Genomic DNA, 22410 nt, shown 5'->3' with positions numbered 1-22410 from the left:
GAGCATGAAAATCTTTTTCGGAATCATTATTATTGTTGTATTCAGTATGCAATCTTTGTTCTGCAATGCTCAATCTTTTTTACAAGATTCTGTTATTAGCATTTCGGGCTTGGTGTACTCATCGAATACTGGTAAAGGCATTTCAAATGCTGTGATTACCATTAAAAGATCAAGAAAAGGAAATATTTGCGATAACAAGGGTGTTTTTCATTTGCAAATTCAACAAAAAGACACACTTATCATTAGCGCTTTGGGTTATGAAATGAAACAGTGGGTAGTACCTGTAATCCTTAACCCTGATTTCCCACCATTTTTTAGAATCGAACTGCAAGACATCTCCTACTTATTAAAAGAAGTGGATGTTTATGCATTTGGTACATGGGAAGAATTTAAAAATCAGTTTATACAAACAAAAGTGGAGGAAAAGAATCCCATTAACAAAGACATTTTAAAAGAACTTGCTCCCTACAATACGAAAGCGCCAAACCCTGTTCCTGCGCAATACCGCCCTAAAATAGATCGAAAATTAGACGTTTGGGATGCAATTTTCAGACCCACGGATTTTCTTCACAATAAGCTCAGCAAAAAGGAAAAAGCTAAGAAAAAGCTCAGTAAATTGATTAGAGCAGAGATCAAAAACAAAAAAACAGATGCGAAGTACAATGCCGAAATTGTTTCGGAAGTAACAGGTTTAAAAGGTGACGAATTAGAAGCTTTTATGCCGTATTGCAGTGCCAATATAGAACTTAGCGAGAACTCTACCGACTATGACATCATAAAACAGATTTTTGAGCTGTTTGAGAAATACGCTACAAAAGAGGAGTAAACAATCGAGCAACCGACTCTTTTATTTTTTGCTTTTTCGATCGATGAATCCATTGTTCCAATATCACTTCATCACTTTGTGTTAAATCCTGAAGGAATCTCTCTCTTAGGTCCAAGGTAATTCTCTCGTCGTATATCAAAGCATTCACTTCAAAATTTTGTTCAAAACTGCGAACATCCATATTGGCGGTTCCCACTGTCGATACAATTCCATCAACAGTCATAATTTTACTGTGATTAAAACCAGCCTTGTAAAAGTAGATTCTAACACCTGCTTCCAACAATTCTTCAATGTAAGATAAGGTTCCCCAATATGTCATTACAGAATCTGATTGATTCGGAATTAAAATCCGCACATCCACACCACTCATGGCCGATGTTTTTAAGGCCATTAAAATGCTACCGTTGGGCATAAAGTAAGGTGATGAAATATACACGTTGCGTTTTGCCGAAGTAATGGCCGAAAAATAAGCTTGCATGATACTTGCCCAATCGGAATCGGCTCCTGAAGCTGTAATTTGTAACAAGCATTTCTCTTTAGCCCTTATATTTGGAAAGTATTTTTCGTTAAACAACACCTCTTGGCGAACAAAATACCAATCGAATAAAAATACGATTTGCAAACTGGATGCTGCTTCGCCTTTTACTTGCAGATGCGTATCGCGCCAAATGCCTATTTCAGGAATTCCATGCAGGTATCTATCGGCTAAGTTTAATCCGCCAACAAAAGCAGTGAGTCCATCAATCACAATAATTTTTCGGTGATTTCGATAGTTTACCCTACTGGTTAGTATTGGAAACCGAACCGGTAAAAAAGCTTGTACTTTAACACCCGCTTCTTTTAAAGTTTCCACATAGTTTTTACTCAACTTCCAACTTCCAACATCATCGTAAATCACTCGCACTTCTACTCCACTCCTGGCTTTTTCAACCAGGATATCCAATAATTGAGATGCCAATTCGCCTTCTTCGATGATATAATATTCAAGATGAATATGATCTTGAGCTTTGCGGAGTTCACTAAATATTGCTGTGAACGTTTCTTGTCCATTATTTAAAACATTTACCTTGTTGTAAGCACTCAACAAAGCTTTTGAGTTATTCAAAAGCAAAGTCATGATGTTTTTCTTTTCATGGATACGTTCATCCTTTAAAAAACGACTTTTTTCCAATTGCAGCTTTTGATCCTGACTCATCACCTGTAGCCATTTTAAATCTCCCAAGCCTTTTCTGCTAAACATTTTTTGTTTGCGGAAACTTTGACCAAAAACCAGGTAAACTACGAAACCAAAAATCGGGAGAAATATCAAGACCAATATCCAGGATATGGTTTTTAAAGGGCTCCTATTCTCAAGTAAAACGATGATTATGGTAGCAATAATGCTAAGTGAATACAATATACCCAGTACTACAAAAAGCTGTACCCAAAAATCCGACCAATTAATTGATAGTAACATAAAACTACGAGAACAGAAGATTAGTATCTTTGTGCAATAACAAGCTTGAGAGATGATACCAGTATTAGTATGAAAGGAGTCTCGTTCTTTTGAGTTTATTCTTCGTTAAGAATTATCGCCTTAGCTATGGCTGTGCAACTATTTTTTTCCTTGACTAAACTCCAAATTCTCAAAATAATTTACGACTCATTTTATAATAAAGCTGGTGTTAGATATGCGAAGAGAGATTACTTTGTTTATAATCTTTCAACTAATAACTAAAATCCCAATCTAATTATTCAGAAAAGATGTGTCAATTAAACAGCATACAATCTACAATAAATTATATCAAAAAGGAACTTGTAGGCATTTATAGTTTAAGAGAGAGTGAAAGTATTGCCTATATTCTGATTGAGAATGTTTTGGATTTTTCTCGAACTCAAATTCAACTGAATAAAAATGAATCCTTAACAGAAAATCAATTCGAAAAAATATGGAATTATCTTGCAGACTTACAAAAAAGTAAACCCATTCAATATGTTCTTGGCGAAGCCGATTTTTACGAACTGAAATTCAAGGTAAATGAACATACATTAATTCCCAGACCCGAAACAGAGGAGTTGGTTCATGCGATTATTAATGAGAATCACGAAAAAAATCTGAATGTGTTGGATATTGGAACTGGAAGCGGCTGCATCCCCATTTGTCTGGCCAAACATCTTGTAAAAGCAAATGTGATTAGCGTGGATATTTCGACCGAAGCCATTAAAACCGCAAGAGAAAATGCAATACGAAATGAAGTTGAAGTGCAGTACTACGAGAGAGATATTTTAAATTGGGAGAAATTTGAGTGGCGAAAATTGGATATCATCGTAAGCAATCCGCCATATGTTACCGAAGCCGAACAAGAAAAAATGGAGAAGAATGTATTGGACTATGAACCACATACAGCACTTTTTGTTAGTGATCGTGATCCATTGATTTTTTACCGCAAAATTGCAGAACTGGCACTTTCGCATCTGAACCAGGGAGGCAAACTGTATTTTGAGATCAACGAAAGTTTAGGTGATGAAATGAAACAATTGCTTGAACAAAAAGGCTTTTCGGATATAAAATTACGTAGGGATATTAATGGAAAAGACCGAATGATGTCGGCCATTAAAAGATGAATTACTTACGAATTCAAATTGATTGATATGCATAAAAAAAAGCCCTTCAATATCAGTACACAGGCTGCTCTTTCGAAAGTGCAATTTATTTGCAGCAAACAAGAAAAATGCTGTAGCGATATTCGCAAAAAGTTACAAGATTGGAATATCTCTGTTGAGGATCAGGATGAAATCATAAATTCCTTAATGGAAGATAAATTTATTGACGAAAGTAGATATACCAACTTTTATGTGCAAGACAAATGCCGATTTAACAAGTGGGGAAAAATAAAAATATCGCATCATTTAAAGCACAAACACATTCCTGAAGGCATAATACACGAAGCTTTAGAACAGATAAATCAAGATGAATATCAAAAGAATCTTCGAGATCTATTACAAAGGAAACTAGAAAGCTTAAGACATGATGATCGATATCAATTAAAAACGAAACTATATCGTTTTGCCCAAAGCAGAGGTTTTGAGTCTCAACTGTCTTTAAATCTGATTGATGATTTGCTTTCAAAATCAGAATAATATTTTAATCTGCTTTTGGCAAGCTTATTGTTAAGGAATGTTTATCTTTAATTTCGCTATCGAAAATTACTTTAAATGCATACAAATGATTAAAATTTTACACACAACTATTCATTACATTCTGATATTGCTTTTGCTTGTAGGTTGTTCTGCACAGCAGAGTATGGCAAAAAGAAGGCCTCCGAAATGGGTGCAAGAAAGACCTATTACGCCCGAATACTATGTGGGAATTTCTGTGGTTAGAAAAGATAATTCGAAAACCAATTACATTCAACTTGCGAAAAACCAAGCGCTGCACGATTTATGCTCCGAAATCTCGGTGAATATCTCAGCCAATTCTGTTCTTCAGCAATTCGAAGATGAAAAGGCTTTTCGTGAAGAATTCCAATCAGAAATAAGAACCTCTTTAATGGAAGAACTGGAAGGATATGAAATTGTAGGATCATGGGACAATAAAAAAGGAAATGAATATTGGGTGTACTATCGCTTATCGAAGTCGCAATATGAACTGCAAAAGCGGATTAAGCTAAACAAAGCAAAGAAATTGGCTCAGAACTTCTTTGAACAAGCCAAAGCCAGTGAAGAAAAATTAGATATTTTCCAAGCCCTTAGCTATTACGCTAAATGTCTTGATGTAATTAAGAAACATTTGGACGAAGATTTATCGGTTATGACTTTCAACGGAAAAATCAACTTGGGAACTGATATCTACAATTCCATCCAGAATATTTTTAAGCGTACAGAATTGACACCAGACCGAAAAGCAATCCAAATTGAAATTTCGACCTCAAAGAAAGAGCCAATCATGATTAAAGCAGAATGGTTGGGAGAAAGTGGAAATCGTTTAATTCCAGGTCTTGCTCTGTCCATCAATTTCTCGAAAGGAGAAGGTGTTTTAAACAACAAAGTTAGCACCGACGAGTTTGGTTATGCTGCTTCGCAACTTTCCAAAGTGACTTCGAAAAGAAAACTACAGGAAATAGAAGTTGGCTTAGATCTGAGCTCTATTCTGAACGAAGAATTGGAGAATTATCAGCTGAATAAATTGTTCTTTACGCCAGAATCGGCACCCAAAAGCAAAATTATTATCAATGTTGAGCGATTAAAAGCATACTTAAATTTTAGTGAGAAAATTTTTGGGAAAGATTCGAATAGAGAAATCTTAAAAAACAACATGAAAAAAGAACTTTCGGAAAATTTCTTCTCTTTCACCAGTGAAAAAGATAAGGCGAAAGTGATTCTGGATATTAATACCAATGTTACCAAAGGAGAAATTAAAGAAGGAAGAAACTACAAAATATTTATCGTTTATCTGGATTGCTTTTTTTCGTTGACTGATGCGAAAAGTGGAATGGAAATTTTTAACGATGCCATTTACGAGGTGAAAGGAATGAAACCCATTAGTTACGATTATGCTGTAAAAGAAGCTTACGAACAAGCCGTTGAAGAAATTCACAACAGTATTATTCCGAAATTAAATCAACTCGACTTATAATATGTAGTAAGTAGATATGAGGCATTGTACTCAAAATCTAATAAGTATAAAATAATGCTGAGAGTAGCGATTTGAGAATCTCATTTCTCTCATCTCACATCTAAAATCTAAAAAAGATGAAAACAAGAAAATTACAATCATTATTCCTTGGCTTAGGAGTTTTATTTTCTGCGGGATTAAGTTCATGTGGATCGGCTGAAAAAGCTGTTTCAACAAAAGCACAAGGCGAAGAGCTTATCGAAGTTTATTGCACAGGTCCTGATTACCAAAGTGACAAAAACCACTTTAGAGCGTCTGCCATTGGCGAGAGTTTAGATCAAATGGTTGCAAAGAAAAAAGCAGGAACCAATGCTCGTGCCGAATTGGCTACTTTAATTCAATCTACTGTTCAGGGAACCATCGACAATTACGTAAATTCAACAGAGTTGAACAATGTTGAACAAGTGGAGGAAAGATTTGAAGGATTAACCAGAGAAGTTATCAATCAACAATTAAATAACATCAAGGTAATCTGCGAAAAGCAAACCAAAACTGCTCAAAACAAGTACAAAACTTATATGGCAATTGAAATGAGTTCTAAAGATTTGGAAGAAGCGATCAACCAAAAGTTATCGAAAGATGACTTGTTGAAAGTGGACTACGATTACGAAAAATTTAAGAAAACTTTCGAAGCGGAAATGCAGAAATTGCAATCTCAACAACGAGGATTCTAAGATATTTCAAGGCATAAATTAAAACAGCGCATGGATTGAATTCATGCGCTGTTTTTATAATAATAGTAGTAGTGTAGAGTAAAGGTACAATCACTTTTAATTCAAAACTCTCGATAGTTCCTGAACTCGATTCGGAGACATCGGAAGTTTATAAATTTCATTATTGCAGGCCAGCAAACATTGTTTGTCTTTTCGATTTACCGATTTTAAATAATCCAAATTAATTACCGCCGATCGGCCAATTCTGAAAAATATTTTGCTGGTTAGTTGTTGCACTACGCTTCCTAAAGTAGTGGAGGTTGTTAAGCTTGAACCATCCACAAATTTGATGTCGGTGTAATTTCTATCGGCCTTGCAAAACAGAATTTCCTCTGGTTTTATGACCTCAAAACCCACACGATTTTTAATGGTAACTCTCTTCTGCGTTCTCAATTTCAGAAACAGCTCGGCTATTCTCTGTTTCTCCATCTCCTCGTATTCTATACTGTGAATACGATTCAAACAAAAACGCAAATCCTCCATGGCTACTGGTTTAAGTAAATAATCAACTGCCGAGGATCGAATAGCTTTAATGGCATAAGCTTCTTTTTTGGTTGTAATGGCAAAGTTGGGACGCTCTCCTAACTCCAACAATCTATACAGTAACTCAAATCCATTCTCATTTTTAAGATTCACTTCTAAAAAAACCAATTTTGGCTTGTGCAATAGGTAAAGCGTTAAAGCATTTTCAACAGTAGTAGAATGGTACAACATGCACTCTGGTTCGATTTTACTTAGCTTCATTTTTAGATCTGCAATTTCCTTTTTGCATTGATCTACGATTAAATAATCATTCATGGCCGGGATGTTTAAGTTCGATTATCAATTAAAACAAAGCTCCGCATTTTCTACTCTCCAAAAAATAACCCGAAGTAGTACATTTTGTCCACCTGAAATGATCCAATCCTTATTTTTAGATATCCAATGTACCATTTAAGTAATTAAAGCACAAGCTCTTTTTTATAAAAATCTGCATCCAAAAGCTCATTACGGTAAAAATAATTTATACTTTCGTTGATAATCTCATCCGCCTATAATTTTTGATATGAATATTGTTGTAATCGAAGATCATCATTTATTAAGAAAAGCAAGTGCCGAGCTATTGGCTGACATGTATCCCGATGCTAATATCAATACCTTTACTTACCCTTCAAAAGCCACGGCCTACATTCAAAACCGTGAAATCGATTTAATGCTGGTTGATTATGAGTATACCAATTACCCCAATGAGGATATCATTTCATTCGTAGCAGAGCTTAAAGAAAAAAGGAAAAATCTAAAATGCATAGCCTATACCAATTACAAACTTAAAGTGATTAAAAAAGACATTCTTAAAGCCAAATTCAACTCCTATTTAAATAAAGATGCAAAAGTTGCGGATATCGTTACTACAATTGATGCAGTTATGAATCAAGATTCGGATATTTTCTATGAATCTCCATCCTATTTGGAGCACAAGCAAAAAAGTGCAGATGAAAATCAAAAATTTTTTAAATCTGATAAGGAAAAAGAAAAACTGCTAACCAACACCGAATTAAAAGTGGTTCAAACCGTATCGGAGAATAGTAAAAGTAACAACGATCAATTGGCAAGTATGCTAGGAATTACGCTAAATACTATAAAAAAACACCTCAGTAATATTTATTGCAAGTTAGACGTAAGAAGTAAGGATGGTTTAAAACACTTTTATGATAGGATTAAAGAGACCAATCCTTAGTTTTTATTTCAGGCAAACCTGATGAAAGCTCTACCTATACTTTTTGGGGTGATCATGCAAATATGAAAACACTAACTGAAGTTTGGGAATGCCAACTACACAATCAACTTAAAGCAAACACCATGGCCAGAAGCAGTTTGCCATTCCAGTTTTGCTGCGAGAAGCTCTACTCGCTCTTGGATATTGTACAAACCATTGCCTTTTTTTGCTTCCTTCAAGTCGAAGCCGATGCCATTGTCGGTATAATCTAAGCGCACTTTATTCTGCACTCGTGCAAAACTGATGACTATAGAAGATGCTTTGGCATGCTTTAAACTGTTCGTTTTTAGCTCCTGAACAATCCGAATCAGGTTGATTTTCTTTTCGTAATCGTCGATTTCAAAGCCCTCGGGAACAAAAATTTTCAGGTCGACATCTTCCGGGAAATGATCCAATTGCAAGGAGTCCGACAATGCATCGCGAAATTCCTGGTTGGCAATTGCAGTCATGTTCAGCTGATGGGAAATGCCTCTCACCTGGTCGCTTACTTTTCGCAATTGATCAACAAAAGCATCACCTACTCTTTCCTTTTCCATGCTTCTGCACAAATAAGTCAGGCTGCCAGATATTGAGTCGTGCAATTCCATGCCTAGTTTTGTACATTCCCTATTAGAAGCCGCTACCCTTTCCTTTAAAATTCTGTTTTTCTGTCTTTGTTTTAAAAAGAAAGCTATCGGTAAAAGGGAAAATAAAAACAAGCCGAAGACAATTTTTATATAAAAACTTTCCTTGGCTTTGGCTTCCTTTTCGATATGCAAGACCTCTATTTGCTGCTCCTTTTCGCGGGTTTTGTAGCGGGTTTCCATCTCTTGCATGTGCTGCATGTTCTCGGTATTGAAAATGCTGTCTTTAACGCTGATATATTTATCGTAGTAGACTAGCGCTTCTTTTCCTTTGTTTTGGGCTGCGAAGAGGTTTTTTAAACGCAATAACACTTCTTTTTGTAAATCCAAGGCTTTGATAAGCTCAGCCTTTTTATGGGCTCGGTGTAAAAACAATTTGGATTGTGAAAACTTATTTTTGTAAATCAACATCTCCCCTAATAAAAAGCAACTTGTAATTTCCAATACGATATCATTAGAGTCCTGACTATAATTCAATGCCTTCATTAAACTAATTTCTGCATTTATGAAATCGTTCAATTTCATTTGAACTTCACCAACATTAATGTAAGCAGATGCCAAATACCTTTTATCCCCTAATTCCAGTTTAAGATTTAAAGCCTCATTAAAATACAATAATGCTTTTGAAAAATTCCTTTGTTCTTTGTATACATTGCCGAGGTTATTTAGCGAACAAACAATTCCTTTCTTATAGCCTAGTTCTCTGCGGATCTCTAATGATTTTTGATAGTAAGAAAGCGCTTCTTCATATTTCTTTTGTAACTTTTTTATAATCCCAAATTCATTATAGCAGGCAGCAAGCTCTTTATTTCTTTGCAAACTTTCCGCAGTATTTTTGGTTTTGTGCAAATAACTTAATGCTGATTTATAATCTGCCATCTTGCGGTAAGCCTTACTAAGATTTAAAAGTGTATTTAGTTTTGAACAATTGCTTTTCGAATTATATTTCAATGATTTTTGGAAGCATTCAATACTCTTCTCATAATTTGCTCTCGAAGTTTCAAGCAATCCCAAATTATTCAAACTCACCACTATTAATTGAGTGTCTTGAGCCTGCACAGCTCTTCTTTCCGATTCTAACAAGTATACATGAGCACTATCATAAGAATGTCTCTTCCAATGTTCCATTCCTAAAGTAATTTGCTTGATGATTTCTTTACGTTCTGATTTGTTTTCTGCTAAAAGGATTTCCGATATGCACAAGACACATACACAAACAATCAATTTGCAAAATAAAAATTTAGGCAGTGAATACAGTTTCATTGGGTTTAGGTGAAATGAACAAAAGAGAGCCATAAATATGGCTCTCTTAATTTATTAAAAATAACTGAATGTGTTATTTTATTCTAAACTTATCTCAAGTTCTTCGGCAAAACCATCTTGATGATTAACCTTAATCAGATATTCTCCTGGTTCTTCAACATCAAAATAAAACACGCCACTATCATCAGATGTTGTTTGTTTCATAATTTCAGGTTCCGGCTTAGATTCTAAAGTGACATTTAAATTCCTCATTGTTTTGCCTTCAAGAGTTATTGGCCAATCCGGTATTTGAACATCATCATCACCATATTTTAGATTTGATTTTAAAACCTTTATTGAAATGGAACTTTGAGCCTCTCTCTGTCCAAAATCATCATCCGAATGATCGCAGCTAACAAGAGTTAAAGAGCATAAAGCAATTAAAAGCGTATAAAAAAATGTATTTGTTTTCATTGTATTTTAGATTTAAAGTTTTGACATAGCTCGCCTATTACGATATAGTGAGCGTTTGATTTAACAACCAGAAAATTTTCTGGCTAAAATGGTTTGAAAGGATGAATGAACAGTAAGCAAAACGAAAAATCGTCCTTTCAAAGCAATTTTTCAGATTGCTTATGTTCACTCTTTGAGAATGTTTATTATCTTTGGTAGCCAACCAAGTTCGAACGAGATAAACATTCGATTGAAATTTCTATGAACAAATCTAAGCAGAACTCCTATCTTAATTTTGGAAATGATTGGAAACTTCCATTTCCAAAAAAAGAATGGCAAATCAATTGAAACCCAAACAATATGCTTACAACAGAAATCCCTACCATTAAATACTTTACAGAGGAGGAAGTAAAAGCCAACGGTTGCGAAATCAGAACACTAATCCGTAAAGAATTTCTGAATCACAAATGCGAAAAGAAATTACAAACCGCCTCAAGAATAAAAAATCATGTAAACCATACACTTTTCAAATACGTACAGTCGATTTGGAACGCTTCCATGATCAATTGGCAAAAGCAAGTGCAAGTACTATTGGCACATGAAAACATACAAACTAATTTCTGTGCCAAGCGCTGCCTGGGTATATTAGCTGATTATACAAACTGGGATACTTACGAGCAAAACCACCAGTTTCTGATTGCTCAGAGCAGAGAGCTAAAAATCCTTATTGAAAAAAGTGCTGTAGCATGGATAGAAAAAGGCAAACAGGATAAACTCTTACTTTTGCAGAAAGAGCTAAATGAGTTTATACAAGAAAAGATACTACTTGATGCCATCAATACTTTGAAAGGCCACAGGATGATTACCGATAAGTTTTTAAAGGAAATTAAAAATCTGACCGACAAGGAAATCCTGACTAGTTTTAATTTGAAGGCTGATCATTTTAAACAAACCATAAGTTTACTAACAGGCAATTGCAACACCGAGTTTCGTGAACACACCATCAACTTTGCAGTGGGTCTTTTGATGTTGAATCTGCAAGAGGAATATACCATTATTGAAGCAAGAAAAAAGGTAGGCATATCACTTTTGCAAAGCAAGAAAAAATGGGCAGACTACCTAAAGGAATCAAAAAATCAAACCAATGGATTTTTGACTGAGATGTCGAAAGAAAAATACGACGCCGAAGTTTTTACCGATCGCAAGCAAGTTAGTATTTCGTTTGAACGGTTTATTGAATCTACAGCAAGTGCATTTGTTCTTTTGGGAAGTGCAGGCAGCGGTAAAACCAATCAAATATGCCATTGGGCTTGGGAATTACAACGGCAGAACGAATGTGTTATTTGTGTCAACAGTAAGATATTCTCGAACATAAGTGTGGAAGAGTATTTTCAAACTGCATTTGGAGAACTAAAACTGGAAACATTCTTGGTCAATTTGCAGATTTTGGCTAAACATCAGCAAAAGAATGTCTTCTTCTTTTTTGATGCCATTAACGAATGCGTAGATTATTTTGATGAGACATCGCAGAAAAATCAGAAAGGTCCGATTCAGTTGTTGAAAGCAATCGACAAGTATTTCATCAAACACAATTTGCCCAAGCTAAAGGTTGTTATCAGCTGCCGTTCCTATACCTGGAAAGAACTGATTGAACTGGAAGCATCAAGAATCAAGCATGATTTGTATTTCTCCAACCAAATAAAAGAAGAGCATACTACCATTCAACATTTGAGCGAAACCGAATTGGCTAGCACTTACTTAAAATATCAGCAAAAATATCAGATCAAAACCAGTAAGGAGGAACTCTTTCATTCCGATTTTAATTTGATCAGGAATCGTTTAACCGATCCGTTGATCCTAAAAATGTCGTCAGTGGTTTTTCAAAAGCAAGCTTTGCCAAAGGACATTCGTTTGTTCCATTCCAATCATCTATTCGAAAATCTGCTAAGGGAAAAAGGAATTAGCCTGGCAGGAAAAAACAAGCGTGAATATGTTCTGCTCAACAAAATTGCCAAATGCCTTTGGAAATCGGATCATGATTCCATTTCTATGGAACAACTGATTGCGGCATTTGATAATGAAGATGATCGTTTGAACAGTCTAAGTAAAAGTATTTTTGCCAACGATGATTTTGAATTCAGTACTCCTTTTGAAGCATTAATTGAAAAGGGAATTCTGAAAATTGAAAAGAAATATGGCATTGATGAAATTCGATTTGTTTATGAACGTTACCAAGAGTACTGGTTTGCCCGAATTTTTAAAGATGAGGAAAATAGAAAACTGGATCATCGGGCATTGCCTATTCCTGCCGAATCGTATATACAAGCATTGCACACTGGTAAAAATTATGCGGTTGTTCGCAACGCCTTGCGCTCTGCCTTGCTTCAAGATTATTTGGACAAACACAACGATCCTAAAACCATATTAAGCTTGGCTTGCGACAATTCTTACGAGGCGCAGCAGTTGGTAATAGATGCCCTTTCGGTGATTTTACAGGAAGATTACAATCAAGTCTGGAATTTGCTGGAACAATTGCTATCGCATGATCACGAACTTTCGAACGAAAAAGGAAAACGCCTCGACAAATTGGACAAATTACTGGAAGATTACAGCAAAAAAAAAACCAATAGCCAATCCACAAAATATGAAGATCGTTTGCAAGAACAAAATCAAATATTAAACGAATTATTGCCTACCATACAGGTAAAAAAGATTGCTATTTATGCTATTTATGAAATCTTTAAATCGGATATCTACCAAAACCATTTGTATCCGAAAGACAAGCATCCGGTTAATGCTTTGTTGCATGCCATGGCCAACCCGCTTTCAAAAGTAAGGGATATCGTGAGCTTATATGTTTATTACATCAGCAAGATGGACAAAAATCTGGGATTCAAAATTTTGGATCATCTTACAGGAAAAATGTCCAAATCGAATATACTCTTTAATTTCCGGAGCGATTTGTTGAAGAAAAATGTGTTTGATCCTGCCATTCGAATCAGTATACTTCTAATTGTGGAAGATCTTTCGAGTAAAAACAATATAGATGGTAGTAAAGATTACGAATTCTCTTATAAGATTATCAATCAATGGATCAAAATCCTTAATGAGTTTAGCTTTATATTTCCGATTTTAAAGAAGTTTACGCTGCGCAAATTGGCCACCATTCAGTCGGAATATGTAAACAATGGAATTGAATACCAACATTTCTGGGATCAAATTCCTGTTCACAGCAAGAATGGAGAATGGTCGCACAAAGGCTACAACCAACTTCTGGATTACTTGACTAATGACAGGGACGATTTTAAAGACCTGCATCCTTTGGTAATGAAAGCCATGTATTCGGGAGATGCTTACAGCTTTTTTATGTTAGAAAGAGTGTTGATTATGCAAGCCTTTAAAGATTGGAAACGCATAGAAAATATCGTGAAACAGGTTGAACAGGCTGATGTTTCACACCCAAGTGTAAATTACATGCAGATGTCTATTTTGTATGTGTTATTTAGATACATCATTAAAAAGGAGAAACCTGAAAAGGAGTCTATACGTTTATTTGCAACACTTACCTACAATTGGACAATTAGGTGCAAAGGTGTGTATTTCGCACACAACAATTACGAAGCCAACAATAACAAACCCTACAAGCAATACACGCTAAATTGGTATGGTGCAGCCTTCTGTAGGCATTATGGCGATGGCAATAAACGAGAAGAAGATATATATCCTATGCCTATTTTCTACCAGTTGATTGATGAGGCTATGCAGAAAATGGACAAAGAGTTGCTTTACTATTGCATCGAAAACATTGCTGTTTTGGTTACAGATTTTGGTTACTATAAAAGTGCTTTGCAACTGCTTGAATACAGCATGAATAAAATACAATACGAATCTACAATTCGGGATTTGGATTCCATAGAAGTGGATCGAGCCAATTACCAAGATGATATAAGAACCTTTTTGTGTAAAACTCTGGGTACGATTAAAAGTTACCATCACAAGGAAGTGGATTTCTTTGTCAACAACAATCTACGAACTTCATCTTTCCCGGAAATCGACAAGTTCCGTGAAGATTTGATTCATTACAATCAATCCTATGAAAACATTGGGGATTTGTTAACCCATAAATTTGGTAATTTCATCATTTGGTCTTTACAGAACAATCCACAAATTAGTGCTAGTTTAAAGCAAATTATGCAATATGGAACCGAGGTAGAAAATTACAAAGGATGGTTTAAGAAGCTATCCACATATGTGTTTGATAAACTTTTTGGTATCAAATTTTAAAATCAAAAAAATCATGACTAAAAAAAGAAAATTCAGGAAAAGCCTCTTATTAATTTTATGCGTCCCCATTTTATATGGAGCATTTCATTCCATCAAACTCACTACTTTTTCGAAAAACACAAGCCCGTCCTCCCTATCGGTGATCGCACATCGGGGCGCTTGTGCCAAGGCGCCCGAAAATACTTTGGCTGCGGTGAAACAAGCACTAAGCGATGGTGTTGATATGATTGAAATTGATGTTCATCTGTCTAAGGATGGTGAAATTTGTGTAATGCATGACAATAAGGTAAATCGAACCACCAATGGCAAGGGAAAAATTAAAAATCTGAATTGGAAATACATTCAAAGTCTGGATGCTGGAGAGTGGTTTTCCCCGGAATTTAAAGATGAAAAGGTGCCATTGCTGCATGAAGTCTTAGATTGTGTGAACGGACAAGCGAAATTGATTATTGAAATCAAGAACAATAGCCCCTACTACCTGGGAATCGAAAGAAAAGTGGTGAATTGCATACATCAACACAAAGCCAAAAATTGGTGCATTATTCAAAGCTTTCATGATAATGTTTTGGCAAAAGTTCATGAGTTGGATCCCAATCAGGAACTCCATAAACTGGAAGTATTTGTTATTCCCTCCCTAAAAATTGCCTTCGATACGGCACCTCATCTTTTCGAACCTAAAGATTATATCCGATCATACAATGTCAACTGTTTTTTCCTTTCCAGATCAATCATTAAAAGAATACATGCGCTCAACAAAAGTACCAATGCATGGACCTGCAACTCACTTTCAGTAATCAACAGGATGGAATACATTGGAGCAGATGGAGTAATCACCAATAAACCGTGGAGATCTCAACAGAACAAATGACATTGTCTAGGAGAAAGCCTGTCATCGGTTTTAAAACTTGCCGATTGCACCAGTAGTACCGATAAGTTTCGCAATTTTTTGCGGAATACTTGATTTAAACACTGCCAAAGCTGGCAGCGTTTTTGATTTAAGCAAGGAATATTTTTTACAGCTTTCAAAGCAATTCATCCTTCTTTATAGCCTGAGATTTCAATTGAATCAAATAAGATTGGCTACGAAAAAACTGAGAGCCTCAAATCTATTGAGACCCTCAGCAAAGTGATTGCAAACTTTATGCGAGTTAAAAGAGTTTTTCTTATGAAACAACAGCAACTCTTTGTTCATTAAATTTTGCTTGATACCAATCTTCCGGTTTTTTTAAAGGATTAACAAATGAAGTTGAATAGTTGATCACGAAATTCAACACACCGAAAAAGGCGACTAAAAATCCAATAAAAAAGGCTGCCATTATTATAACCACAATTAGCATGAGTGTTGATGTTCCTTCCGATTCATAATCTCTTTGCCATGGGCCACCATTTACGCTTACATATTCTTTAATCGAGAATCCTGCAAACAATGCTGCCATAACACCTCCTATAATACCCAATTTCCGAGATTTAAAGTTATCCATTCTTTTTTCCAAAGCATATTTGGCTGTTCGACTCGATAGGTAATAGAAGGCAATCCCGATAAGATGAATAAAGGTAAATGGTTCAAGTAACATGGAAATATCCATAAAACCCATAAAAACCAAAATCCCTATGGCACATCCTAAAATCCAATTGGAACCGGTATACTCCCTTGTAGTTCTATCCTTATACACTCCTAAAAACTCCTTAGTCCTTGCTTTTAAAAGTGGGTCGGTAGGACACAGTCTGGTGTGAATATAGTTTAAACCATTTCGCACATACTTTGCTTGAGCACCGCTGGTAATGGTCACCATTTCGTTGCCTTCATCATCGGTAAAAGGAGTTAACTTATCCTCAATCCCCTGCAAAACTTGTTCGGCTCTGTCGTTTCTCTCATTTTCCGATAGATCCTCAGGTATTTTGTACTTATCCGGATTTTCATCGCCCAGCATCTTTTCATGATAATTGGTGTAAACCACCAAAGGAAACAATATAAAAACGCCCAATAAATAGCTTCCTCCAAAAATCAATTGCATCCAAACAATGCCGCCACCCTTCGATTCAGCTTCGTTATCAGTAGGTGTAGCAGTTTGTTCTGTGTCTGTCAGTTCCTCGGTTTGTGCCGATTGTTCTGTGTTTGTCGAATTGGTTTCATCTGTTTGGACTAAAGGATTAGCCTGTACCACAATAGTTCCAAAAAGAAATACCAATAGAATAAAAAAAATCAGTTTTTTCATGATTTGGGATTTAAAGTTCCTACTCGTATAGCTTTTCAGTTCCGCTTCGTTTTTTTACATGGTTTCTGAACTCCATTTTTTTACTATTAATATGATTAAACCACTCTTTAAAGGTTTATGATTTTGTCATATCCAATCCCATCAGCACCAAGCCCTTTAGTATTTCATACAGCTCGATAATATGATCAGTACTCATTTTTACATAGCTTACCAACATGGGCATTCTGCCAATTACGAATGAAATGAGCAGACCCCAAATCAAGATTTGAAAAAACAAGATGATAAGATAAGACCATGCGATGCCAAACACATGCAAATCGGGCTGATGTGGTTTTCCCTGACGAATGGCAATGGAAAAGGAGAATCCAAGCGTTGCTCCCAGTAGTCCGAAATAGATCTCGGCTCCCGAACTGGCCAAAATAAAATAGACCGGAAAAATTAAAACGGTGAGCAATGGGAAGAAATAAGGCGACAATACCGATAGGATATTCTGTTTTCCTTGGTAGGCAAAATAACCTCCGCTATTGGCTTCAACATTTAATGCAATGGGCTTGTTAAAGGTTAAAACGCCCAGTACATTGTGAGTTAATTCGTGGGTTAAAATGGCCAGGTAACCATGGGTTTTTATAAAAAGGCTTGTAAATAAAAATCCACCTACCAAGGCGATAAAAAATATTTTCTGAAAAACATCTGCAAATGATACCATCTGAATCGTAGCCATCAATTCACGCCCAAAAGCATAAATCATCAAAGGGGTAAGTATTTTAAATAGTTTGGTGATCATGAGTATTTAAATTATGAGTTAAGAATCAGAATTATTTTTCTATCCAAAGAATCGCTCAGGGTTCACCCGCTTTTTGTTTTTAATGATTTCGTAATGCAGGTGAGATCCCGTTGATCGGCCAGTGCTTCCTACTTTACCAATTACATCTCCTTTTTTCACCTTCTGCCCCTTCTTCACACTCACTTTAGATAAATGGCCATAAACCGTTTCATAGCCATTGCCATGCTTTACTTTGATGTAATTGCCATATCCACCGTTCCATCCCGATTTTAAGATTACCCCATCGGCAGGCACATGAATATCGGTGCCCTTCGGACAAGCCATATCTACTCCTCCATGGAAACGCCATCGATGCAATATGGGATGAAAGCGATTGCCAAACTTTGAACTCAATCGGTACTTGTCGTAGATTGGTTTTGCAGAAGGAATGCTTCTCTTTTCAACTTCGATTAAACTGGCTTTATGATTCTCGATTCCCACAGCTTTTTCGGCAGAAACATTTACTTTGCTGTTCATCATATTGCTTGCCTTTGCCAAAGGCTCACTTATTTTTAGCTTGCTTATATTATTGGATTTTACCTTTTTTGCAGCTTGATTTTCCAACGGATTCGACATTTGATTCGAGTACGTATTTTTATTTGCTACCTGTTTGGAATTGGTCATTGCCTGCGCTGGTTCCACTTCCTCCTTAACCTTTTCTTGCGGTTTGGTTTCAGCTTGTACTTCGTTAGGTTTGTCAGCCTCAACAAGAGATTCATCAATCGTAATTTTCTCTATTTTGCGCTTAATCTGTTTGATTTCGTCGTCTAAACTTGCCGTTAGATTTACATAGCTTGGCACTGCTGGCTTTGTAATCAAATCCTTGTCTTTTACATCTACTTTTTCCGATACGGGAGTTTCCACTTCAATCCCCAGGATCTCCTTGTTCCAGTCGAGTTCATTCTTTTTAAAAGCTTCGAACTGGCGCTTGTATTCTTCCTTGTATTTTTCAAATCGAGCTTTCTCTGCCTTTTTGTAGGCTTCGAACGAATCGTACTCTTGTGCTCTAACTTGTCTGATATTTACAAGCAGAACAACAGACAAACAAGCCATTATTGATATGTACTTTCTCATCATCGTATTCCTATATTAATAATCGGTTTTCATATAAATTCGGTTTCCCTCTATCTTTAAATCAGTAATGCTAAACTTCATCTTCTGATAATCTACAAGTCGGAATAAATTCTTAAACATGCTATTGCACTGATTGCCTAATGAATTTACCTGCCCGCCATCCTTGGTCATTAACAAAAGGTTGTTTAAAATTACATCGAGGTATGCATTCCAAAACGAATAATGCAAGGATGCATCAATCAGTCCTTTTTGATAAGCGCTTGTATCAGTTTGTTGAAATGGCTGATACCTAAATATCCCGGAAGGAAATTTTATTTCGAACTGGTTTATTTTTGAAACAATATCCTTTCCTGTTTTGGTATTGTAGGAGTAGTATTTCATCTCCTTAATGGGATATTGATTTGGTGTTTTGATGAAAAGCTTGATAAAGTTATAGCTCTCCTCTCCTGATCCTTTGGTTTCACTTTGCAGCAAATCTACCGATATTCGAATGGTATTTGTACTGTCGCATTCGCTTGTTATCTGGTTGATATTTGACGATTTCAACAAAACAAATACCTCATCGAAACTTGAAGTAAAACTCTTTTCAATGGGCAAAGCTTTTAGGTCAACCTGTGCTGCCGAAAAAACATTGGTTAAACTCACAAATTTTGAACTGGCATATCTTTCTCTTTTATCAGATGTGTAATGATCAACTATCGACCGATAAGCAAGATTCTTTTTTAAACATGCAATGGCTACCGCTCTAAGTTTTGCTTGCTCAAAGGCCATGTACGAATCCATATAAGGGTCGGAAATTCCAATGCACAACTCATCGGATGTTGCCAGCCCAATCCAAGCCGGATATTTTCCTTTTTCCGAATCTTGACAAAATTCAGCTTGCAGAGAATCCGCAACCAAAGGGCAAGCATCCCGAACCTGCCCTTTTGGTTGTAGATTACCTAAAACAATTAAGAATAATATCAATAATGATTTGATATCCATTTTATGAAGGAACCCTCAATTAAGATCCTGATTTAGCCATTTCTTCTTTCAAATCTTTTTTGAATTTTTCGTACTCAAAGTCGATTTTTAATTTATCGTCCTGGCTGATTCTATCTTTCATGTTTTTAACAATCTCTTCACCGGCCAGTTCCATACACACATAACAGTGAAATTTACCTTCTTTGGTTTTCTTCATTTTCTCGCAAATCACACGAGTACCACTTACCACCTGTTTTACCACAATTCTTGGAAGATCCTGAAAGCGCTGTTTTGCTTCTTGATTTCCATTAAAATCATGCTGCGATGAGTAATTATCTGTTACTCTTTCCACTTTTGCCTGAATGGCCGTGGCCAATTCTGCCCGTGCATTGGTATAAGCCATTTTCTTAGCGATATCCATATTCGGACTTAAGCCGTCAGACGATGCTCTAAAATATTCTGCATTGGTAAAATATTCTGGTCCCGAGCAAGGAACATCAAAGTCTACCTCATCAGGTTGTTGTACTTGTGCTACCTGCTGTGGTGCCGAACATGCAAACATTGACCCCATCAATGCAAAAGCAAATAATTTTCCTAAACGTGTTTTCATTTCTTGATAATTTTATAAGTTTTAATGTATTGTGTAATTCTTATTGATGCTTGAAATAAAGCTGTCTGATTTCCTCCTCGCGCAACTGGCGATTGTATATTCTTAGGTTATCGATCTCGCCCGTAAAATACCTTTTCGCACCAGGGTCGTAACCAATAAAGGCTCCTTCGCCACTCTGGATATTGCCTCGCATCCTGGTATTTTCGACCAAAACCATTTGGCCATCTAAAAACAATTTTGAACGCGATTCATTTTGCAGCACCTCAACGGTTAAGGTTAGCATGTGCCATTGGTTATCCAATAACATTCGGTTGGCATCAAAATCAAATGTGATGTATCCTCCATTATCATACTTTTTCTGATAGAACAGCTGGTTTTGAACTGTGGTTCCTAAAATGGTACATCCTGCTGCTTTTCGCCCAAGAATAGCTCCTCCCGAACTTGTTTTTACCCATGCACTAATGGAATAAGCACTCCAGTTCTGAATGGGATGTTGTGGAATAGCCAGATAAGAATCGCCATTGAATTGTGCTGACTTGCCTGCCCCACTTAAAGTGCTTATAATTACCATCGGAGTATGATCTCCTTGTACCAAGGCATTGTAATTGCTCATGCCCATAATGTTCTTCCCGGTTCCATCGTCGAATGTGTAGTAAGCCAATAAGCCAGAAGGAACAAGTAAGTCCGGAGTTGGTGTTGTGTTGTTTTGCTGAACCGGAATTCTCTCAGGCTGAACTTGTGGCTGAACCTTTGGAGTAAGATCGGCATGATAAAAAGTCATCTGCAACTTTTTTAACTCTTGATTGAGCTTACGCTGCATCTTTTTTAGAACATTCCGACTCGCCGACATGCGTGCTGCTGATTCAGAAGTACTTTCGGGAGCTAAAGACCGTTGATCTTTTACCGAATACTGAAAAACAGTTTCCTGGGTATTTCTTTTTACAATCTCTAAACTTACCGAAGTAAAATACTCCTTCATATTGTACATTTCGCCACTAAGCATTCCTCCTTGTCGAAACTCTTCGCTTAAATCAACAATGATATCTGCCGATGATTCGTTGGGAACAAAATTGAAGTAGTTGTTACTTAAAATCCTTTTCAGTGATTTGATTAAAGCTGAATTGCCATATTGTCCCTGCCTTAAAAAGGCTTTAAGAGCTTGCGCTTCCAAATTAATACTTACCTGCGCCTCTGGTATCGATTTGATGTTGGCAATCAGTTTTCGAACCACTTTATCGTTGGCAGCACATAGTTTTTCTATATCAGGTTTTATGCTAACAATCTGTCTGCTTTGCTTACTACTAACATTTAAAATCTGCAATTTTGCACTTCCATTGTCATTGGTTAAAAGATTCGCATTCAAATCACCCGAACCAGAAGTAAACTCTGCCTTTAAAGGCAAATTTGCTATGGAGTATGCCCCTTGTTTTACGATTATACTAATTGGCTCTTTCACAGCCTGAAAAGTTTGTGCACTAACAGAACCCGGGATTGCCGACAATTCAATATCGTCGAAAGTATCAAGTAAAGCCTGATACAGCTCATTACCCAAGTATATGGTTTCTCCATTCACTTGGTATGCCAAGTTCTTGTTCAAATCACTTTGTATAAGCCTTAAGCCTTCAATGTAATTAAAGATGGCTGCCGAAATATTTCCAGAGATTTTATGTCTCCTTGCTTTTTGCAAATTATCGTAAGCCTTTTGTTGAATGCGCTCAATTCGTATGCGCTCCTTTTCTTTATAATCGTATTTATTCAACTGATAAAATACCCAATATTCTGTATCATTCTCCCACGCTTCCACCAATTGATAATCTCCAATGGTGTGTTGAGCCTCAACTTTAATATCCTCCTGAAAAGAAGTTGAAACCTGGCCATTCTCATCTAAGGTATTTAGTAAAGAATTACTGGCAACCTTTACTTCTATCTCAGAAATCAAATCGCTTAATGCTTTTTGTTTGGCTACTTTCATATAGTCTTCCTGCGATTTTTCGGCATATCCAATACCTGTATAATACATGGTATTAATTGGTCGACTAATTACCCACGAAGGCCTATTCTGCCCAATCATTTGAATTGGAATAAACAACAAAAGGAATAGGGTCAGAATCCTTAAAGAACTCCGACTCATACCATTAATATTTAAAACAAGAAAATTCATATTTGCTCTGTT

At 36.2% G+C, this 22410-nt stretch carries 18 protein-coding genes; 8 read left to right on the top strand and 10 right to left on the bottom strand.

All coding sequences use genetic code 11. The features are described 5' to 3' along the window. The first annotated feature begins 4 nt into the window (after positions 1–4). Positions 5–826, top strand: a complete 822-nt coding sequence (locus tag ACO05S_RS10375; RefSeq protein WP_421917943.1) for a carboxypeptidase-like regulatory domain-containing protein — start codon at positions 5–7, stop codon at positions 824–826. Here ACO05S_RS10375 and cls read toward each other — a convergent pair. Continuing rightward, positions 810–2282, bottom strand: a complete 1473-nt coding sequence (gene cls / locus ACO05S_RS10370) for a cardiolipin synthase (RefSeq protein ID WP_421917942.1) — start codon at positions 2280–2282, stop codon at positions 810–812. The two genes, ACO05S_RS10375 and cls, sit on opposite strands and share 17 nt — an antisense overlap. A 287-nt stretch (positions 2283–2569) precedes the next feature. On the opposite strand from cls, the gene prmC reads away from it, so the two are divergent. The 4 genes from prmC to ACO05S_RS10350 all read left to right on the top strand — a co-directional run bounded on the left by prmC (position 2570) and on the right by ACO05S_RS10350 (position 6154). After that, the gene (gene prmC, locus ACO05S_RS10365; RefSeq protein ID WP_421917941.1) at positions 2570–3430 is read left to right on the top strand and encodes a peptide chain release factor N(5)-glutamine methyltransferase; all 861 of its coding nucleotides are present in this window, start codon (positions 2570–2572) and stop codon (positions 3428–3430) included. 27 nt (positions 3431–3457) lie between these two features. Then, positions 3458–3946 (top strand): regulatory protein RecX, encoded by a 489-nt coding sequence (locus ACO05S_RS10360; protein WP_421917940.1) that lies wholly within the window; start codon positions 3458–3460, stop codon positions 3944–3946. A gap of 85 nt (positions 3947–4031) precedes the next feature. Beyond that, a complete protein-coding gene (locus tag ACO05S_RS10355; RefSeq protein ID WP_421917939.1) occupies positions 4032–5441 on the top strand; it encodes an LPP20 family lipoprotein in 1410 nt (469 codons plus the stop codon). 116 nt (positions 5442–5557) lie between these two features. Continuing rightward, positions 5558–6154 carry a hypothetical protein gene (locus ACO05S_RS10350; RefSeq protein WP_421917938.1) on the top strand — a complete coding sequence of 199 codons (597 nt, stop codon included), beginning with the start codon at positions 5558–5560 and terminating at the stop codon, positions 6152–6154. A gap of 96 nt (positions 6155–6250) precedes the next feature. Here the strand turns inward: ACO05S_RS10350 and ACO05S_RS10345 are convergent, their stop codons facing one another. After that, positions 6251–6991: a LytR/AlgR family response regulator transcription factor gene (locus ACO05S_RS10345; RefSeq protein WP_421917937.1), complete on the bottom strand. Its 741-nt coding sequence runs from the start codon at positions 6989–6991 to the stop codon at positions 6251–6253. A 247-nt stretch (positions 6992–7238) separates the two neighbouring features. On the opposite strand from ACO05S_RS10345, the gene ACO05S_RS10340 reads away from it, so the two are divergent. Beyond that, a complete protein-coding gene (locus ACO05S_RS10340; RefSeq protein WP_421917936.1) occupies positions 7239–7910 on the top strand; it encodes a response regulator in 672 nt (223 codons plus the stop codon). Positions 7911–8005: 95 nt separating this feature from the next. Here the strand turns inward: ACO05S_RS10340 and ACO05S_RS10335 are convergent, their stop codons facing one another. Then, positions 8006–9835, bottom strand: a complete 1830-nt coding sequence (locus ACO05S_RS10335) for a tetratricopeptide repeat-containing sensor histidine kinase (RefSeq protein WP_421917935.1) — start codon at positions 9833–9835, stop codon at positions 8006–8008. 78 nt (positions 9836–9913) lie between these two features. Continuing rightward, positions 9914–10288 (bottom strand): hypothetical protein, encoded by a 375-nt coding sequence (locus ACO05S_RS10330; RefSeq protein ID WP_421917934.1) that lies wholly within the window; start codon positions 10286–10288, stop codon positions 9914–9916. Positions 10289–10627: 339 nt separating this feature from the next. Between ACO05S_RS10330 and ACO05S_RS10325 the strand changes: the two genes are divergently transcribed. Together ACO05S_RS10325 and ACO05S_RS10320 are read left to right on the top strand one after the other, a co-directional pair. Beyond that, positions 10628–14551, top strand: coding sequence for an NACHT domain-containing protein (locus ACO05S_RS10325; protein WP_421917933.1), 3924 nt, complete (start codon positions 10628–10630; stop codon positions 14549–14551). 13 nt (positions 14552–14564) lie between these two features. Beyond that, positions 14565–15419 (top strand): glycerophosphodiester phosphodiesterase, encoded by an 855-nt coding sequence (locus tag ACO05S_RS10320; RefSeq protein WP_421917932.1) that lies wholly within the window; start codon positions 14565–14567, stop codon positions 15417–15419. A 295-nt stretch (positions 15420–15714) separates the two neighbouring features. Here the strand turns inward: ACO05S_RS10320 and ACO05S_RS10315 are convergent, their stop codons facing one another. The 6 genes from ACO05S_RS10315 to ACO05S_RS10290 form a co-directional block, all read right to left on the bottom strand. Next, a complete protein-coding gene (locus ACO05S_RS10315; RefSeq protein WP_421917931.1) occupies positions 15715–16767 on the bottom strand; it encodes a hypothetical protein in 1053 nt (350 codons plus the stop codon). A 115-nt stretch (positions 16768–16882) separates the two neighbouring features. Beyond that, complete coding sequence (locus ACO05S_RS10310) at positions 16883–17551, bottom strand: hypothetical protein (protein WP_421917930.1); 669 nt, start codon at positions 17549–17551, stop codon at positions 16883–16885. A 39-nt stretch (positions 17552–17590) separates the two neighbouring features. Continuing rightward, on the bottom strand, positions 17591–18667 hold the full coding sequence (locus ACO05S_RS10305) for a M23 family metallopeptidase (protein ID WP_421917929.1): 1077 nt from the start codon (positions 18665–18667) through the stop codon (positions 17591–17593). A gap of 12 nt (positions 18668–18679) precedes the next feature. Beyond that, positions 18680–19648: a hypothetical protein gene (locus ACO05S_RS10300; protein ID WP_421917928.1), complete on the bottom strand. Its 969-nt coding sequence runs from the start codon at positions 19646–19648 to the stop codon at positions 18680–18682. 19 nt (positions 19649–19667) lie between these two features. Beyond that, positions 19668–20237 (bottom strand): hypothetical protein, encoded by a 570-nt coding sequence (locus ACO05S_RS10295; protein ID WP_421917927.1) that lies wholly within the window; start codon positions 20235–20237, stop codon positions 19668–19670. A 40-nt stretch (positions 20238–20277) separates the two neighbouring features. Beyond that, complete coding sequence (locus tag ACO05S_RS10290) at positions 20278–22398, bottom strand: LamG-like jellyroll fold domain-containing protein (RefSeq protein ID WP_421917926.1); 2121 nt, start codon at positions 22396–22398, stop codon at positions 20278–20280. Positions 22399–22410 lie beyond the last annotated feature (12 nt).

Origin of the sequence: Marinifilum sp., assembly GCF_965230805.1 — a bacterium.
GTDB lineage: Bacteria > Bacteroidota > Bacteroidia > Bacteroidales > Marinifilaceae > Marinifilum.
The sequence above is the reverse complement of the archived record's forward strand: the minus strand, read 5'-3'. Positions and strand labels throughout refer to the sequence as shown.

Coding starts and splice junctions, on each gene's coding strand:
- ACO05S_RS10375 (WP_421917943.1), top strand. CDS start 5: ATGAAAATCTTTTTCGGAATCATTATTATTGTTGTATTCAGTATGCAA.
- cls (WP_421917942.1), bottom strand. CDS start 2,282: ATGTTACTATCAATTAATTGGTCGGATTTTTGGGTACAGCTTTTTGTA.
- prmC (WP_421917941.1), top strand. CDS start 2,570: ATGTGTCAATTAAACAGCATACAATCTACAATAAATTATATCAAAAAG.
- ACO05S_RS10360 (WP_421917940.1), top strand. CDS start 3,458: ATGCATAAAAAAAAGCCCTTCAATATCAGTACACAGGCTGCTCTTTCG.
- ACO05S_RS10355 (WP_421917939.1), top strand. CDS start 4,032: ATGATTAAAATTTTACACACAACTATTCATTACATTCTGATATTGCTT.
- ACO05S_RS10350 (WP_421917938.1), top strand. CDS start 5,558: ATGAAAACAAGAAAATTACAATCATTATTCCTTGGCTTAGGAGTTTTA.
- ACO05S_RS10345 (WP_421917937.1), bottom strand. CDS start 6,991: ATGAATGATTATTTAATCGTAGATCAATGCAAAAAGGAAATTGCAGAT.
- ACO05S_RS10340 (WP_421917936.1), top strand. CDS start 7,239: ATGAATATTGTTGTAATCGAAGATCATCATTTATTAAGAAAAGCAAGT.
- ACO05S_RS10335 (WP_421917935.1), bottom strand. CDS start 9,835: ATGAAACTGTATTCACTGCCTAAATTTTTATTTTGCAAATTGATTGTT.
- ACO05S_RS10330 (WP_421917934.1), bottom strand. CDS start 10,288: ATGAAAACAAATACATTTTTTTATACGCTTTTAATTGCTTTATGCTCT.
- ACO05S_RS10325 (WP_421917933.1), top strand. CDS start 10,628: ATGCTTACAACAGAAATCCCTACCATTAAATACTTTACAGAGGAGGAA.
- ACO05S_RS10320 (WP_421917932.1), top strand. CDS start 14,565: ATGACTAAAAAAAGAAAATTCAGGAAAAGCCTCTTATTAATTTTATGC.
- ACO05S_RS10315 (WP_421917931.1), bottom strand. CDS start 16,767: ATGAAAAAACTGATTTTTTTTATTCTATTGGTATTTCTTTTTGGAACT.
- ACO05S_RS10310 (WP_421917930.1), bottom strand. CDS start 17,551: ATGATCACCAAACTATTTAAAATACTTACCCCTTTGATGATTTATGCT.
- ACO05S_RS10305 (WP_421917929.1), bottom strand. CDS start 18,667: ATGATGAGAAAGTACATATCAATAATGGCTTGTTTGTCTGTTGTTCTG.
- ACO05S_RS10300 (WP_421917928.1), bottom strand. CDS start 19,648: ATGGATATCAAATCATTATTGATATTATTCTTAATTGTTTTAGGTAAT.
- ACO05S_RS10295 (WP_421917927.1), bottom strand. CDS start 20,237: ATGAAAACACGTTTAGGAAAATTATTTGCTTTTGCATTGATGGGGTCA.
- ACO05S_RS10290 (WP_421917926.1), bottom strand. CDS start 22,398: ATGAATTTTCTTGTTTTAAATATTAATGGTATGAGTCGGAGTTCTTTA.